The organism is Fulvivirga sp. AWR4_260 (genome assembly GCF_056158185.1).
This window is the reverse complement of record NZ_JBSWSU010000015.1, coordinates 3,455,595-3,471,128: the sequence shown is the minus strand read 5'-3', so window position 1 is coordinate 3,471,128 and position 15,534 is coordinate 3,455,595. Positions and strand designations below refer to the sequence as shown.

Genomic DNA, 15,534 nt, shown 5'->3' with positions numbered 1-15,534 from the left:
AGATTAGTTTAATTTCTTGTTTTTAAGTTTCTGCTGCCATCCGTTTGAAGGAAATAGCGAAAATTGAAATATGGGGAAGGGGTATTTACCGTTGGGTTTTCCGGGCTTCCTAAATAGATAGATCCCATTTCAACTTTGGCGTATTTACCTTCTGCAGTTTTTATGATTATTGTTACTCCGGATATGGGAGACATGATGTGGCTTTCTAGGCTATAAAAGTACCATCCTTTGCTGCCCGGAGGGTAGTTTTCCCAGCCTGTGGCCGTCTGATTCTTCATAAACTCATCAAATTCTTGGTCAGTGGGGGCGGCATCTACTTCATCAAAAAGGGCATCTATCACTATTATTTTTCCTATTCCCGGGCCGTTTTCTCCAGGGTTTCCAGCTATGTTGCCGTTGTTTATGATAATAGAGGAGTTATAAATTTCAGTAAAACCTAAGTCCCAAAGTGTGCTGGTTTTTAGTGAGTCGGGAAGCTCTTGCAACTGATTTTCATTGTTGTAAGGGTTGATAATGGCATGCTCTGATAGGCTGAAGAATACAGGAATGTGCCCCGTAGCATATGTATTTCCTACAGAGCCCGGAAGATCAGTAATGTACATAGTGCCGGTGTTTTCGTCTATGCTGGTATTCGCATCAATGGTAGTTAGTATAACTTCAGGCGGTGCAGGGTCACTTTCAGATGAGCAACTAAATATTGCAGCAGCTATAGGTATTAAAATATATTTCAGGATTTTCATGGTCGATTAGGGTTTGTAAATTGCCAGCTTAAAGACAACAAGAATTGCCTCCCTGCCATATTAGGAATAAGAGGATCGTTATAATTTGTTATGTTATCGCATATAAACTGCGCGGTTAATTGATGCTTTAAGATTCTTTTTTCTACAGTAGCGTTTAGCAGTATATAATCGCTAGCATATAGGTCATAAGGGTCTATGAAATTGTTGGGGTAGTTTCTGTCTCCTATACCGTATTTTCCTCTATAATTTACCCTTACGCTTAGTGCGGTGCCTAGAGGCAGGTATTCATAAAATACTTTGAAATTGGCCATGTGCCTTGAGCGATTGCTCAGGTTGAAATAATCTGACTTTTGAGGTGATATGATCCTTCCTTCAGGAGTTCTTATCTCAGTTTCTCCTGCTTCAATTTCATCTATTACACCTTTGTCTTTGGCGTATAATAGTTGGTGTCCTACTGAAAAGGTAAGTTGTGGTAGGGCAGACCATGATACATTAATTTCCGTGCCCTTAGTGAAAGCCTGGTCTATATTTCTGTAGGTGTAAATTTGAGATCCGTTTTGCTTTAAGCCTGCTAGTTCTTCAAATATCATATTGTCTATATCATTATAGAAACCGTTAAATTCTACTGAGATCGTTGAAGAAGGAGTCCACATAAAGCCAGCATTAAAAGACAAAGAATGTTCAGCTTCTAAGCTGGAGACCTGTTCTGTGGTGGTATATAATGCTTTTATCTCACCGTTATTTTGCATCCTTTCTATTTCTGCATCAAAAACGGAAGCTCCCAGTACTGTGTACCCCGCGCTAGGGTTAGTAAATGAGAGGTATAGCTGCTGAAAACTAGGAGCTTTAAAGCCTGAGCCACCTGTAGCTTTTAATGTAAGTTGCTTATTTACAGTATACCTTACACCCAGTCGAGGGCTGAGCTGCCAGCCGTAAATATTGTGCCCATCATACCTTACGCCAGCCAAAAGCCCCAGCTTTTCTGTAGGTTTATAATCGCCTTGCAGGTAGGCAAAAACTGTGTTCATCAGTCTTTCACTTCCGTAGCGAGTAGCTTGTAGCTGCTCAACGTTTGCTCCAGCACCAGTGGTTAGCACCACATTATTGTGAATATTATAATTAGCATAAGACTCTATCCTATGAAAGTATTGAGTAAACTCATTGTTAGATATCTCATTATTTTGCAGTCCTGAGGAAGAGGTTATGGCATTGTACTGAGTGAAATAATATTGAGATTGTAGCGTCACCTTCTGTGATAAACTATTTTTTACCAATGCACTGGCAGAGAAGTCTTTTTCAATATTGGTGTCTTCTCGCTCTCCCAAAAGGTCCAGATTATAGTGGTTGTTTTGATGCCTTTTCGCATACCGAGCAGATAGTTTGACAAAGCTTTTTTCGCTGGGTAAATAGTGGATACTACCCTGAAGGGCGTAGCTATGATAGGGCGGTTGTGTTTTGCCAGGAGTAGTGTTGTCTGCATCAAAACCATCAGTGCGGTAAAAGTTAGTGTTTACATTGGCTGTGAGTTTATCTTTTTTAATAGGCAAAACTCCATCTAAAGTAGCATCAAAGACATTATTGGAGCCATATTTTACACTGGTCATACCCTGATAATTGTTGTTTTGCTTGTCCTTTGTAATGATATTGACCACACCGGCCAATGCATCACTACCATACATGGCGGAGGAGGTGCCTTTTATTACCTCAATTCTATCGATGTTGGCTACTGTGATGCGTGAAAGGTCTAATATGCCTACTGAGTTTCTGCCTATTAAAGGTTGCCCATCAATCATAATCATGGTATAGGAAGCATCGAAGCCTTGTACTTGCAGCCCTACCGAACTGGAAGCTCCACTAGGATCAGTAGTAAGCGCCAGCCCTGTTTGCTCTTGAAGTACTTCATTGAGCCGTCTGCTGCCCATCATCTCTAATTGCCGATTGTCTATTACCATTACAGGCATTGGTAAATCTTTGATAGCTGTTAGTGTGCGGGTAGCCGAAGCCGTTACATTGCGATTGGCCCTTACTACTACCTCATTCATCTGTACGGTGCTTTCATGGAGATGAAAATTACGGTTGTAGTGCTGGCCGGTGGTTATCTCTATCTGTTCTTGTAATGATTCATAGCCCATCGCGGATATTGATAAATCAAAAATGCCTTCGTGTGGACATTTAAGCTCGTAGTACCCTTTATCATTTGCTACTGAGCCATACCCTGTGTTTTCTAAGGTAATGGTGCCATAGCTAATGGGGTTATTATTCTTGTCGGTAATGTAGCCCGATATCCGGCCCACTGTGGCTACTAATATTATGGTTTGCCCCTTTGCGGTTACATTTAGTAAGTACTTTCCTAGTAAACTGTTTAGGATAAAACGGATGGATTTATGCTCAAAAGATCGTGATATTTTTTGATCCATGGGCAATAGGGTGGAGCTATACGAAAAGGAACATCCTGCCTGTTGAGCCATAATTTCAAGGCTTTCGGTTAAGGTAATATCTGCAAATCGTATAGATATTTTTTTATCTAATACGCTATTGCCAGTAGCCCATGATGGAGCACATAGTGCGGCTATGCACAAGCAGGCAAAGCACAGAGGAATACGTAAAATCTTAGGCTTTCTCAGCGGTAAAGATTTCATAGTTTTAGTTGATTAAGGCTTCGTTTCTCAGACTATTGAATAATGGCTTGGCGCGAAAATTTAAGTGCAACAGCACCAAACTCTATTTTTATATTTTGTTATTTCTTATGCTTTAGTAGCATTTCTTTTAAAATATTGATACTGTATTTTCTTCAATTTTATATTTCAACTGCATAGTGAGAGAGATATCATCCATTATCTTTTGTAAAGTGGGGGTATTGTTATAGGTGCCGGTAAACCTATAGGTAGATAAATCGTCTCTTGCAAATACTATCTTAACAGGAAATCTTCTTTCTAATGTCTTGGCGATTTCCGTTAAGGTTTGGTTTTTAAATACAAAGCCACCATTGATCCATGCTGGCTCTGGGTTGCCTATTAAACTCTTTTTAGTGATTTTTTTATTTTCAAAATCATGTATGGCGGCCTCACCTCGTGTAAGTATTACATGGCCTACTATGGAGTCGGCCACACGTACTTTGCCCTCTTTTACCGTCACCATTACGTGGTCGTCTTCAGCGTAAGCTTTTACATTAAACATGGTACCCAGAACCGTTATGGTAGTGGTGCGAGTCTTTACCTTAAAGGGACGGTTAGGATTTTTCGCTACCTTTAAATAAGCTTCACCAGTAAGAAGTATTACTCTTTCATTACTATCAAAGGTTTCAGGGATTTTTACCTGACTTTTGCCATTAAGGCTAATCCGTGTTCCATCCTCTAAAATCAATTTTTTTGTTTGTCCCGCAGTGGCTTCCACTGTTCTGTATTGAGTAGCATCAGTGCTGTTATACTTCTTATAAATAAGCAGGCCTGCTGATAAAAATATAAGCGCCATGGCCGCAGCTTTAAGGTATATTAATCTGGTGTGAGTTGATTTTTTGGGTTTTACTCCATTCCATAGCTCATCTCTTAGCTGTTTTTTGTCAAGGTCACTTTCAAAAAAATCATCTTTAGACTCGGTTTCTTCAGAGGCGAACCACCGGTCTACCAATTCTTTTTCTTTAGGGGTACAGTTGCCTTGGAAGTATCGCTCTAAAAGTTCGGGGTTTATACTGCTCATTTAAGATGTATTAGTCACTCATTTATATAGTAACATAACTCTTGTATGACCCTAGTGCAGGATGCGAATTTTTTTGAATTTATGCCTGGCGGTATACCTGAAGTTGAGATTGAAGAAAGGTGCGGGCATTACGCATATGATATTCAACGGTTTTAATGGAGATGTTCAGCCTATCAGAAATTTGTTGGTGAGTTAGGTGCTGCTCTTGGCTGAGTTTAAATACTGTTTTGCAGGCATATGGGAGGCTGTCTATAAGAATGCCGTATTTGTGAGATAGTTCATTAAAATATATTTCATTTTCAGTGCAGTTGTCTTCACCACAAAAGTCCGAATAGAAGCATTCCATATGGCTTTTGTGTAGCTGTCTATCTCGGTAGTAGTTATATACCTGATATTTGGCAGCCTTAGCCAAGTAATGCTTAAAAGAGGTGTTGATTTGAAGCTTTTTCCTATTTTCCCATACAGATTTGAAAATATTCTGGGTCATTTCTTTAGCTTCTTCTTCATTTGCTGTGGCCCTGAGACAGATTACATATACATGATCCCAATATTGATCAAATAATGTCTCAAAGGCTATTTCGCTGCCTCTTTGAAGTTCTCTTAGTAGATTGTGGTCATTTAGCTGGTGAAAAGTCAATGTTTATTTATTTAGATTAATTCTAAATAATGCAAGTATACAACATGTCTATATAGGTGGCAATACCTACTTCTAGCTATTTTAAGACTTGTGTTTTAGGAGTTTAATATAATGGAATGAAGATAGCTCATTACATAATCCAAGGTTAGACCACGCAAATGGCAAAGAATATTATATTATTATACATCACTAAGTAAATATGATATTAGTACTAATACGTGGTTTTACTAATTTAAAAATCTTTTATTAACATGATATATTGATATTTTACTTAACTTTATTTTATATTTAGCGCGTAAGGGAGGTGTTTCCTTGTGCGGGTGTTATATATCATCTCAATATTCCATATGAACAGACTTTTGATACTAGCATTTTTTGGAGTTTTAACCTTCTCTTGTTCTGAGCGCACTCCCAAGATCGACTATGAAAATCAGATTGATACTGTTGCAACTATTGTCAACATCTTTGAAGATACTACTATGATTTTAGTATCTGAACTTCCGGTTCGGTTTGATAGTACCGAAGTGTTGATATACGCTGTTGGGTTTGTGGATTTACAAGAACGTGGTGGATACAGCAAATTCGGTTCCGGTTCATATGGAGGTTCAGAAATCAGCTATAGTTATTTTAATCAGGACCACTTATCAGGACAGTTCATCAACCTTGTTTTTGAGGATATGAACGGTAACCGAACTCCATTGACTAACCACAAGATGACGATTAACCGAGTCTTGTTTTTACGAGACATTTACAACAGTACAAAACAGCAAATTTTAATGTACTCCCTGTATGACAGAGACACGAATGGAGACGGTAAAATGAATTCACAGGATTTGGAGTCTTTCTATTTAAGTAACATTGATGGGACCAATTTCAAAAAGATTTCTAAAGAACTGCATGATTTCTATGATCATCGAATGTTAAAGGGCGACAACAAATTATACTTCAGAACTTTGGAGGATATCAACAAAGACGGCAAGCTGAACAACCAAGATAAATTTCACTATTATCTGATTGAATTCTCGGAAAACGGATACGAAATAACCGAGTACAATCCAATGGATGCGTTTGTGAGATAGCCGATATATTACAGTCGTTAACAAGAATGCGCCAACTGCCACCGTTGTGAGCTTAGGCAGATTTTACTACTTTCGTGCTATTCAATAGCTGCAAACATGCACCCGATAGCTGGTTGTTGGCATCAATTAAGGAATAATGAAAAAGTACTACAAAAGAGAATGGGATGAAACAAGAGGAGATGAATATGATTCATGGGGAACATCGATTTGGTACTTTGAAATTGAAGAAGATAAATACATTAGTCGGCAAATTGAGCTATACGAAAACGGAAATAGATTAAAATATCATTCAGATAAAAGATTTGATGATTATGGAGGTTTGGGAACAGAGCCTTTGGATGTAGTTGAATTTGAAGAGTTTGAAATAGAGAAGACGGAATTTGAAGAAGAATGGAGTAAGTCTAATCCTAAAAAAGAACATAAGGAGATTCTTGATTTAATTTCAGAATATCTTTCGAAGCATTATGACCAAAGATTTGGACAAGCGTTGTTCAATTTAGGAGTAAATGAGTTTAAGAATATAGAAAATCCAGAAAAAGAAAATTACACAATGAGAGATATTCATGGAGATTCTGACACATCAATTATACAAAGAATAAAAAATCAATTAGAAAGACTTGAGGTAGGGCGGAAAAGTAAATAAAGCAGCCGAGGCTATCAAGGTTTAATTGTCTACGCCTTGCGACTGCTTCGCCACGGCAATTATAGGTATCGTTATTTTATAAAAAACAACGTGGAGACCATAAAAGGAAAGATAAATAGAGAAGTAATTAACGAGTTGTTTGTGACCATTCCTCCGGGGACAGTACATATGAGAGACGACCGAACAAAGGAAACTTGGTCAGTTGATATAGATTCGTTTGAACTCAGTAAATTTCCAGTAACCCAAGAATTCTATAAAGTCGTAACAGACAACAATCCTTCGACTTTTAAAGGTGACAAATTACCAGTTGAGACAGTTTCTTGGATAGATGCCGTGATTTTTTGTAATAAACTATCTAGCTCTTTGGGAAAAGACAAATGCTATACAATTGACTTAGCAACTGAAAAGGTAACCATGAATGCTAAAGCAGATGGATTCCGATTACCAACAGAAGCGGAATGGCAGTATGCTTGCCAGGCAGGCACAAAAGAGATTAGACATGGAGAATTGAGTGAAATAGCCTGGTTTAAAGAAAACTCCATCAATAGGACTCAAGAAGTTGGACAAAAAAAGCCAAATGAATGGGAACTTTATGATATGTTGGGCAATGTTTGGGAATGGTGTTCAGACATTTATGACGAAACCGTATACGGAACGTATCGCATTTTCCGTGGTGGTGGCTGGTGCGACCAAGAAAGAAGCGTAATGGCGACAACTCGAAGAAGAAGTCACCCCTTTTCGTTCAAAATTGATGACCTGGGGTTTAGAATTGCCACTAACTCAAAAAATAGCAACAACAGCTAACAAAATCTAAATGCAATACACTTCGGGACACTGCGCATACCCAAAACGTTAGTATTAATTAGAGATGATAGATATAAAGTCAAAATCAGAAATCATTATTCCTTTTGAAAATATAGGAGATGAAAACTGGACGAATAAAACGAAATATATTCTAACTCAACTTGCTGATTATTGGGACTATGAGTTACCTCCGCCAATTTCTGTGCAAGAAATATCCGAATTGGAAAAGCGATTGGGAACTGCTTTACCTGATCGTTTAAAATTGTTTTATCAAGAATTTGGAGTTGCCAATATTGGCGAACAATTACAGAATTTGAATGAAATTGGATGGATAAAAGATATATGGAAAGACCAACCTGAATATGGACCAGATTTTTCAGACGAGGACAAAAAACATCTACCATTTTTGGTGTCTTTCAGTGATTATTTAGGCAATGGAAACATGTTTTGCTTTCATAGTGAAACTAAGGAAATCTATTATTATGATCACGATTCTAAACCTTTCTTGACAAAACTATTTGACGATGTAAATGACTATCTGAAAGGGTGCTTGGTTTTTTGTCAGGCAGAATTATTTAATCAGGAAATCGGACAGGAACAAGTGGAAGAATGGTGTGAAGAGATTTTGAATGAAATGCTTGGAAGGGATATTGTACAAAAATGGATGTATTAAAACGCATTTCACACAGACCGCTAACAATTACTGAGTAATGAATATCACATCATTTGAACCAGGGGTGGATGGAAAAATCAGTTTCGACCTTAAAATACAGAAGTAATCGATTACAATACATATAGATGAAGAGGTTTCATTGAATATAAAGATATCATAATTGTAAAAAATAAATATTGGTTATTACTACGTGAGTAAGTTCAATTGCTGTTACCGAAATTTGATGAATTCTGATGTTTCTCATGCTTGGATTGAGTTGCATAGGTGTATTGAGGCATATTCGGGAACAACTGGAAAATCTTTCAATTCAATTTTTGCGAAAATTGAAGCTGATTTTAATTTTGATAGAACTGTTAAGAAAAAGTGGCCCAACCTTCAACAAATACATGAAATTGCACTGTATTTAAAAAGAGAGAGAGAAGATTATTTACGCATGATAGGGGGTTTAATAAAACAAAGACGCTTAGAGAAAAAAAATGGTATAAGAGTTCCAACGAATACTGATTTTCTTAAGCTCATGCATCAACAAACTAAACATATAAAACCTAAAATGGGGTATTGGGGATGGAGAAACAAGAGAATTGCCGAATCAGAAAAACACGGGATGGCAAAGCAAAATAGGCATCATTAAAATAGTTGTTTATGTGATCTGTAGGTAACATGGAAAACCTGACAAGTGTAAATTATAAATGCGAATAACTGTTGAAAAACGAGACATAACATTGTGTATGGACGGATGTGTTAACGGAGCATTTAGACTGTTTCGGTGGAACGTCACCGTGAATCGGCTGCTAAGAAAACTTCTACGCTTTCTAGCAGTCTCAGTTTATAGAAGCTTTTAATTTTCTTAACGTAATAGCACATGGAAACTTTGGGAACATTGGCAAATTTACTATTTTAAAACCGTTAGCCAGTGGGGGCACAGCGCCAAACTGGTTAGTGTCAATCTGTAGAGTAGCCTATGAGCAAGTTCTTATTAATGATTTTTATAGTTTTTGCTTTTTCATGCTCCAGGCAGCCAACAGAGAGGATAGTCATTGAAAATCAGTTGATCAAAAACTTCTCAGACATCAACTATCAGGAAGTGCCTGAACAACCATACTTTTATGAAATAACTCAACTGCCTCATGGTTTTAGTCTAGGTGACTTTAGTGATTCTAACTCTATTCTCTATATGGTAGAATCGGCCAACATATTACCATTTGATGACGAAAACTTAAATTACTTTCTTACTCCTAACGAGCTAGAAGGCGCACTTGAAACTTACGTTGATTCTTCTTATATGGAACCAATAATTAGAAGAGTTGAGTATTTTCCATATGAACGGCTAGTAACGGAGAATTATGTTCTACTTATAATTAATAACCGGAGGAACAATTCTGGCTATAGGAATTACCATTTTGACCTACGAACTTTTACCTTTGATGGCAAATTGATAGCTAACTTAACCTTAGCACAGTGGGATGATGAAAATCAAATCTATTTTTCAGGATGGCTGATGCCTGATATGACCATTAAACGAACTTATGGAGACGATAAAACAGAAATGTTTAAAGTGCAGAAGAATGGAAAAATAGAAAAAAAGATGCTAACATACGCTGATGAATAGGTTTCATAGAGCAGAATAGTGCTGAGGAGTCCTCACGAATCATTGATGATCTTTATAACAATTAAATGATTACAGAATCTTATAAGTCCTACAGAGAAAGAATTCCTAAGAGAGGACAACAAATAATAGCAAGCTATGATGACGAAGGAATTGTTGTCTATCAGGCATTTAAACCATCAATAGCAACGTATGCTGTCCAACAACAGAAATTTGGCGGAAGTGACTACAGCTTTACGAGGATGAGTTGGATTAAACCCAATTTCTTGTGGATGATGTATCGTGCAGGGTGGGCCACAAAGGAGTGGCAAGAGAGGATTTTAGCAATTAAACTGACTCACAATGGATTTAATCATATACTTCATGAGGCCACTCACTCTTCGTATTATGAAGATATTTATGGGAGTCATGAACAATGGAAGATGCGATTAGAAAATACAGAAGTCCGATTGCAGTGGGACCCAGATCATGGCCCTAAAGGGGAGAAACTGGAAAGAAGAGCAATTCAAATAGGTATGAAGGGATCTATGTTGAAAGAGTTTAATTCAAAATGCATCATCAGTATTGAAGATATAACCGATTTTGTAACTGAACAGCGGAACAATATAGATGACGAAAATAACTTACTCGTTCCTGTAGAGCAGGTTTACCCAATTTTAGATTCAGACCTGATTGATAAACTTGGAATAGAAAAAAATTAAAACATGGTGAGTAGCATGTACTAATCCTTACCCCCTACAATCACAATTTTTCTAGTTTAGCAAAACCTACTGTCTTTCTGTAATTATCAGGGGAGACACCTACTTTCTTTTTAAAAAACCTACTAAAGTAAAACTCATCAGCATAACCCAGATTAGCAGCGATTTGCTTCAAAGATTTTGAAGTTAAATATAATTCGCGTTTGGCTTCTATTATAATTCTATTGGAAATTAATGAACTGGGTGTTTGTTGTAAATATTTTTTTACAATTTCTGCCAATGTTTTTGTGCTAACACACAGCACATCTGCATAATCTTTAGGGGAATGTAGCTTACAGTAATTATTCTCAATAGAATCTACCAAATTTTGTAATATTTCAGATTGACTATCAGAGAGCTTAGGTACTATATCTTTATCGAATTGTTTTTTTTGTCTCACTGCTTCTATTAAAAATACCTTTAAAAAAGCCACAAGAACTTCATGTTGAGCAATAGAGTCTCTATTCATCTCTTTTGAAATTTGATCTATGAGGTTAAAAAACAAAGCCTCTTCTGAAATTTTAAAATGCGGCAAACCATGAAAATTGTTAAAAAGAATGCCCTCTGTTTCAATTTCATTTTGATGCCTATATGTACAGAAAAAATCTGGGTGAAAGTTTAACAACCATCCTGAGCAAAATTCTTCAGAAGTGAGCATAAAAGGCTGATAAGGCGACAAGCAAATCATTTGATAGCCTTGCAGTTCATAAGTAGAAATATCTGCGGTTAACTTAAAATTATTGCCTTTTAGTAAAATAATAGAGTAGTAATTTTTTCTCTGCAAATGGTCAAATTGATTAAGATTTTCAAACCTTTCTAGTCTAAAGGCTAGTTCGCCATTTTGCTTATCTATAATAGTTTGAGCCATAAGAAACTTTTTAGAGTATTACTTATTAAAAAGAAAGGAGTGCGGAGAACACTCCTTTTTAAAGATAAAAATTATTTCGAAGCTATAATGTCTATTTTCTGAATTGCCGATGCCTCAAAGCTATCTAATAGGACTGGAGCATTTTCCATAAGTGCTGCTGCAACTTTCCCTGTTAAATGTGCATCTCTGCCAGAATCATCAACAAAAGTATCGAAGATGGCATACGTGGTAGCGTCAATTTTTATAGCATACCAAGATAAAGTCTTTGTTTCATTACCCACTAATTGCTTACCAACATTAAGGAAACTTTCGACATCCGTAGTCTTAGCTTCTTTAGATTTCATGATAACAAGCAAACCTTTGTTTTGTAATCCAGTTTTATGGTTAGATGCCACTACATCTATTGCCTGGATGTCTGTGCTTGGGTTAAAGCTCTCTAGTATATCGCCTGCATTTGCTAATAATGCCTTGGCAACTTCACCTTTTAAATGTGCTTTTCTTCCTTCTTCAGCTTCAAAAGTATCGTAGATGCCAAAGGTATTATTGTCTATTTGAAAAGCAAACCAAGATACGGTTTGAGGTTCTTGATTTACTAAATCTAGTCCTCCGAGCAAGAAGTTTTTGACGTCTTGTTCTTTGCCTGGCTTTGCCTTTATAATTACTAATAATCCGATAGTTTCAGTTTTTGTGCTGTTCATAGTTTTTGTGTTTTTAGATTTTGAAAATGTTTGAATTGTAGATCCCAGTAAAAAAATAGCTGTTAATATGAATGAAACTTTAGCTGTCATTTTCATTGTTTTTTTTGATACAATGCAAATTTGAGATGAATCGAAGGACTATGGAATGGATGTTTTTTACTTAGGCATGGACAATTTTCAAAAGCCTTATTATTACGAGTATAAGCTATGGCAGTTTGGTGCTCTTTCATTTAATTAAATTGTCTTACTACACATGCACAAACCGATAGGGGCAATTATGAAGAAGGAATTGAAATTTGTATAAGTAACGTTTTGATGTAGGATTTACCTTTTCTATTGTTCATCTAAAGAGGAAGGTATAGTTCAAGCAACCTGTGATAATGGCCATGGAAAACAAGAGAAAATCTTTCGAAATGGTAAAAAAAACTTACTGAATTACACCGTAAAACAACACCATTCTGATTGTTCTTTTGAAGTGATTGAGGACTTTAAGAATGGTGAAAAATAGGGGTTTGGAAGTTTTATGATAGTCAGGGAGTACTTCTTGATTCAGTAGACTAAACTGGGTAGAGTAAGATTGTTTTGGCCTAGAAGAAGAGTTAAAAGAAAAAAATGGCGAACACGGTATATCGCCAATATGATAATAGTGATTTAGGAACGTTGACAATTAAATCGTGCCTTGAAGGTCTTAATATGGGCTAAGTCCAATCAGAATCTTCCAAAGTAAAAATTTCACTTACTTCAACTTCAAAAATTTGAGCTAATCTGAGCGCTAAAACTGTTGATGGAACATATTTTCCTGTTTCCATTGCATTAATAGTTTGTCTACTAACTTTTGCCAATTTGGCTAATTCAGCTTGCGTTATATTCTTTTTAGCCCTTTCTACCTTTAGGTTATTCTTCATAATAAGCTGATTATTTTAATTTGGAAATTTGCCAGTTGAATCTAATTATGAAGAATAGTAAAACTGTAAACATGTTGAATATCATTACCCACAAAAAAGAAAGGTCGAAAATAAACAAAAATGAAAATAACAAGATTCCATAGTTTACATAAACCGCCCAAACTAAAGATTCTAATCTGATTTTGGAGATGTATTCATCTTCTAGTTTCTCTTTGGAGAACGCGACAAATAGAGAGCTGATGATTATTAACGTTCCTAGAAGCTCATTGAGAATATTATTGTTGACCATTCTAAAAATTCGCGTGCTATCAGTTAATGTAATTCTATCGACAAAGATAGCTGGCATGTTAAAATCTAAAAAGCTTGGTTCATATTCGTAAACAAGTGTTATCAAACCCATGATGGCGGAGGGGATAAGTATCGTCCAACCGATTTTTTTGAACTTATTAGGGAATAAAAAATTTGCTTTCATAATAAATGGATGTTTTGAGTAAATGTAAAGCAAACTCATCTATAAGTCAAGTAAACTTTACATTTAGTAAATAAAACTTTACTTAAAATGTATTAATAAAACATTTTGACTTAGTTGTTACAGCTGCAATTGCTAAGGTGGTATGGTTAGTTTCTTTATAATTAAGCGGCTTAGTATAAATGCTCCAACAAATAAAGCTCAAGTGGCGAGGTATAATCTAACAAAGATTGTAACCTTTTTGAAATGTAGATATTATAATTTGTTATTAAAAAATAATTTATTTGCAAAATATTTATATTTACAAAAGGGGGTAGTCAACTTACTTTTGGCTTGTATTTATCCTTACATCGAGCTAAAATATAAGGTTTGGCTCGGAGGGAAACCCTAGGCTTTGTTGCTTTTATGGCACACATTTTCTGTGCTATATTTTATGGTGTAAAGAAAATAATAAAAAAATGAAAAGAATACTATCGTTACAAATCGCAGCTTTTTCAATTCTTCTTTTGGCAGGTTGCAGTGCATTAACAGGAGAGGAAGTAGGTAGGCTTCCAATTAATGAGGTTAGTACGGATAACGACAACCTGATTATTAAACAAGTGTCATTAGACTTAAAGAAAGATGACGAAATAGCTATTTGGTCTGATATGGATATAGAGTACGAAGGTGATGTTGCCTTGAGGTTTAGGCTTGAAATTTTAAAAGATGGAGAAAATTTTGGAAACTTAGAAATTGACCCAACAGAAAAAAACATTACAATAGGGGAGGTAAAGACCTCTTTGATGGGAAAGACTGATTGGAGTTTCTCAGGAAAAAATACAGAGGTGAAGATAGACGAAGATGGTCAATATACTTTTAAAGGAATATTGGTGGCATCAGAAAATTCAACCTTAAAAGTTCATAAGGCTGAGGTGGTATTAAAAAAGTAGAAAGTTGTGATCATGGCCATTTTGAAAATGGGAGAAGGAGGGTTTAATATAAATTGTTAATGAATTAATGTCTCCCCAGTTGAAGTGGATTTTGTTTTTTATATAAACCATCTGAAATAAGAGAAAGAAAATAGCAGTCCTGCACATTAGTAATAACCTTTATCGTGCTTCAATATCATTTGGGTAGCCAAGGTTTAGCTTACGTGTATCCTGTAGCTTTTATAGTATGCCATTGCTAATGGCTCAAAAGACTATTTTCTGCCGTGTATTGCTTGACTTTAATGTTGGAGCCTTTACATGATGATGCCTGTAATTAGGTATATGTGTAAAAGGTAGTATTGCATTAACTAAAACTAATGAACAGTAGAAGTAAAGATTTAATGATTGGGGCAGTTTTTTTCGCTCTCACAGTTGCCTTTATTCTGATATGCATGATAGATAACTCTTTCTTTAATTGGGTGTTTGAGCGGCACCACAACCAATGGAGTTGGTACCTGCGGCCTTTATTTTTGCTACCCTTTTGTTATTTCGCTTATAAAAAAAGCTTTTCCGGCATGATGTTGTCCTTGTTCGCCTTATTTACAAGTATGTTTTGGTTTCCTAAGCCAGATGTGGTGAGTGAGGAGGTTATTAGCTTTTTAGAATTTGAAAAAGCGTATTTACATGGTGAATGGGGTTTGAGGAAACAGCTGATCACCCTAACAATTCCTATTTCATTTATTGCCTTAGGACTAGCTTGTTGGAAGCGCAGTTTAATAATGGGAGTTGGGGTAGTGGTGCTTATGGCAACGGGAAAAGTGGTGTGGAGTATTCAAAATGCAGGTGAGTCCGGTAAGTCTATTTTGATTCCTGCTGCAGTTGGCCTAATAATCTGTTGTGGGTTGATTTATTTTGGTTTTAAAAGATTAGATAGAGAATAGTTCATTTTATAGAATGCTCATTACCTATTCCGATTTTACCAATGTTATTGGGGTTAAATGAAAAGGAGAGAAGTAAAAACGGTTACACCTCAGTTGTTTTTCTTTTGGAATAAGCCAACAGAGTTTTAAA

General features: G+C 36.1%; 17 protein-coding genes. 9 read left to right on the top strand and 8 right to left on the bottom strand.

Going from position 1 to position 15,534, the window contains the following annotated elements:
- Positions 1-8 precede the first annotated feature (8 nt).
- The 4 genes from ACXACQ_RS20905 to ACXACQ_RS20890 all read right to left on the bottom strand — a co-directional run bounded on the left by ACXACQ_RS20905 (position 9) and on the right by ACXACQ_RS20890 (position 5,073).
- Complete coding sequence (locus ACXACQ_RS20905) at positions 9-740, bottom strand: HmuY family protein (RefSeq protein WP_474977944.1); 732 nt, start codon at positions 738-740, stop codon at positions 9-11.
- Positions 737-3,379 carry a TonB-dependent receptor gene (locus ACXACQ_RS20900; protein WP_474977943.1) on the bottom strand — a complete coding sequence of 881 codons (2,643 nt, stop codon included), beginning with the start codon at positions 3,377-3,379 and terminating at the stop codon, positions 737-739. The genes ACXACQ_RS20905 and ACXACQ_RS20900 overlap by 4 nt, the downstream gene beginning before the upstream one ends.
- 127 nt (positions 3,380-3,506) lie before the next feature.
- Positions 3,507-4,436, bottom strand: a complete 930-nt coding sequence (locus ACXACQ_RS20895) for a FecR family protein (protein ID WP_474977942.1) — start codon at positions 4,434-4,436, stop codon at positions 3,507-3,509.
- 79 nt (positions 4,437-4,515) lie between these two features.
- A complete protein-coding gene (locus tag ACXACQ_RS20890) occupies positions 4,516-5,073 on the bottom strand; it encodes an RNA polymerase sigma factor (protein WP_474977941.1) in 558 nt (185 codons plus the stop codon).
- A gap of 347 nt (positions 5,074-5,420) precedes the next feature.
- Here ACXACQ_RS20890 and ACXACQ_RS20885 point away from each other — a divergent pair, with 347 nt between their 5' ends.
- The 7 genes from ACXACQ_RS20885 to ACXACQ_RS20855 all read left to right on the top strand — a co-directional run bounded on the left by ACXACQ_RS20885 (position 5,421) and on the right by ACXACQ_RS20855 (position 10,579).
- Positions 5,421-6,152: a hypothetical protein gene (locus ACXACQ_RS20885; RefSeq protein WP_474977940.1), complete on the top strand. Its 732-nt coding sequence runs from the start codon at positions 5,421-5,423 to the stop codon at positions 6,150-6,152.
- A 136-nt stretch (positions 6,153-6,288) separates the two neighbouring features.
- Entirely contained in the window at positions 6,289-6,795 is a 507-nt protein-coding gene (locus ACXACQ_RS20880) for a hypothetical protein (protein WP_474977939.1), read from the top strand.
- A gap of 90 nt (positions 6,796-6,885) precedes the next feature.
- The gene (locus ACXACQ_RS20875) at positions 6,886-7,599 is read left to right on the top strand and encodes a formylglycine-generating enzyme family protein (RefSeq protein WP_474977938.1); all 714 of its coding nucleotides are present in this window, start codon (positions 6,886-6,888) and stop codon (positions 7,597-7,599) included.
- Between the two features lie 64 nt (positions 7,600-7,663).
- Complete coding sequence (locus ACXACQ_RS20870) at positions 7,664-8,272, top strand: SMI1/KNR4 family protein (RefSeq protein WP_474977937.1); 609 nt, start codon at positions 7,664-7,666, stop codon at positions 8,270-8,272.
- Between the two features lie 223 nt (positions 8,273-8,495).
- Positions 8,496-8,903: a hypothetical protein gene (locus ACXACQ_RS20865; RefSeq protein WP_474977936.1), complete on the top strand. Its 408-nt coding sequence runs from the start codon at positions 8,496-8,498 to the stop codon at positions 8,901-8,903.
- A gap of 330 nt (positions 8,904-9,233) precedes the next feature.
- Entirely contained in the window at positions 9,234-9,881 is a 648-nt protein-coding gene (locus ACXACQ_RS20860; protein ID WP_474977935.1) for a hypothetical protein, read from the top strand.
- A 65-nt stretch (positions 9,882-9,946) separates the two neighbouring features.
- The gene (locus ACXACQ_RS20855) at positions 9,947-10,579 is read left to right on the top strand and encodes a DUF4291 domain-containing protein (RefSeq protein ID WP_474977934.1); all 633 of its coding nucleotides are present in this window, start codon (positions 9,947-9,949) and stop codon (positions 10,577-10,579) included.
- 40 nt (positions 10,580-10,619) lie between these two features.
- On the opposite strand, the gene ACXACQ_RS20850 is transcribed toward ACXACQ_RS20855, so the two are convergent.
- The 4 genes from ACXACQ_RS20850 to ACXACQ_RS20835 all read right to left on the bottom strand — a co-directional run bounded on the left by ACXACQ_RS20850 (position 10,620) and on the right by ACXACQ_RS20835 (position 13,558).
- Complete coding sequence (locus tag ACXACQ_RS20850; RefSeq protein WP_474977933.1) at positions 10,620-11,483, bottom strand: helix-turn-helix domain-containing protein; 864 nt, start codon at positions 11,481-11,483, stop codon at positions 10,620-10,622.
- A 71-nt stretch (positions 11,484-11,554) separates the two neighbouring features.
- Positions 11,555-12,181 (bottom strand): putative quinol monooxygenase, encoded by a 627-nt coding sequence (locus ACXACQ_RS20845; protein ID WP_474977932.1) that lies wholly within the window; start codon positions 12,179-12,181, stop codon positions 11,555-11,557.
- Positions 12,182-12,879: 698 nt separating this feature from the next.
- On the bottom strand, positions 12,880-13,086 hold the full coding sequence (locus tag ACXACQ_RS20840) for a helix-turn-helix transcriptional regulator (RefSeq protein WP_474977931.1): 207 nt from the start codon (positions 13,084-13,086) through the stop codon (positions 12,880-12,882).
- A 10-nt stretch (positions 13,087-13,096) separates the two neighbouring features.
- Positions 13,097-13,558 (bottom strand): hypothetical protein, encoded by a 462-nt coding sequence (locus tag ACXACQ_RS20835; RefSeq protein WP_474977930.1) that lies wholly within the window; start codon positions 13,556-13,558, stop codon positions 13,097-13,099.
- A 455-nt stretch (positions 13,559-14,013) separates the two neighbouring features.
- Between ACXACQ_RS20835 and ACXACQ_RS20830 the strand changes: the two genes are divergently transcribed.
- Positions 14,014-14,484, top strand: a complete 471-nt coding sequence (locus ACXACQ_RS20830) for a hypothetical protein (RefSeq protein WP_474977929.1) — start codon at positions 14,014-14,016, stop codon at positions 14,482-14,484.
- Between the two features lie 554 nt (positions 14,485-15,038).
- Complete coding sequence (locus ACXACQ_RS20825; RefSeq protein ID WP_474977928.1) at positions 15,039-15,404, top strand: hypothetical protein; 366 nt, start codon at positions 15,039-15,041, stop codon at positions 15,402-15,404.
- Positions 15,405-15,534: the final 130 nt, after the last annotated feature.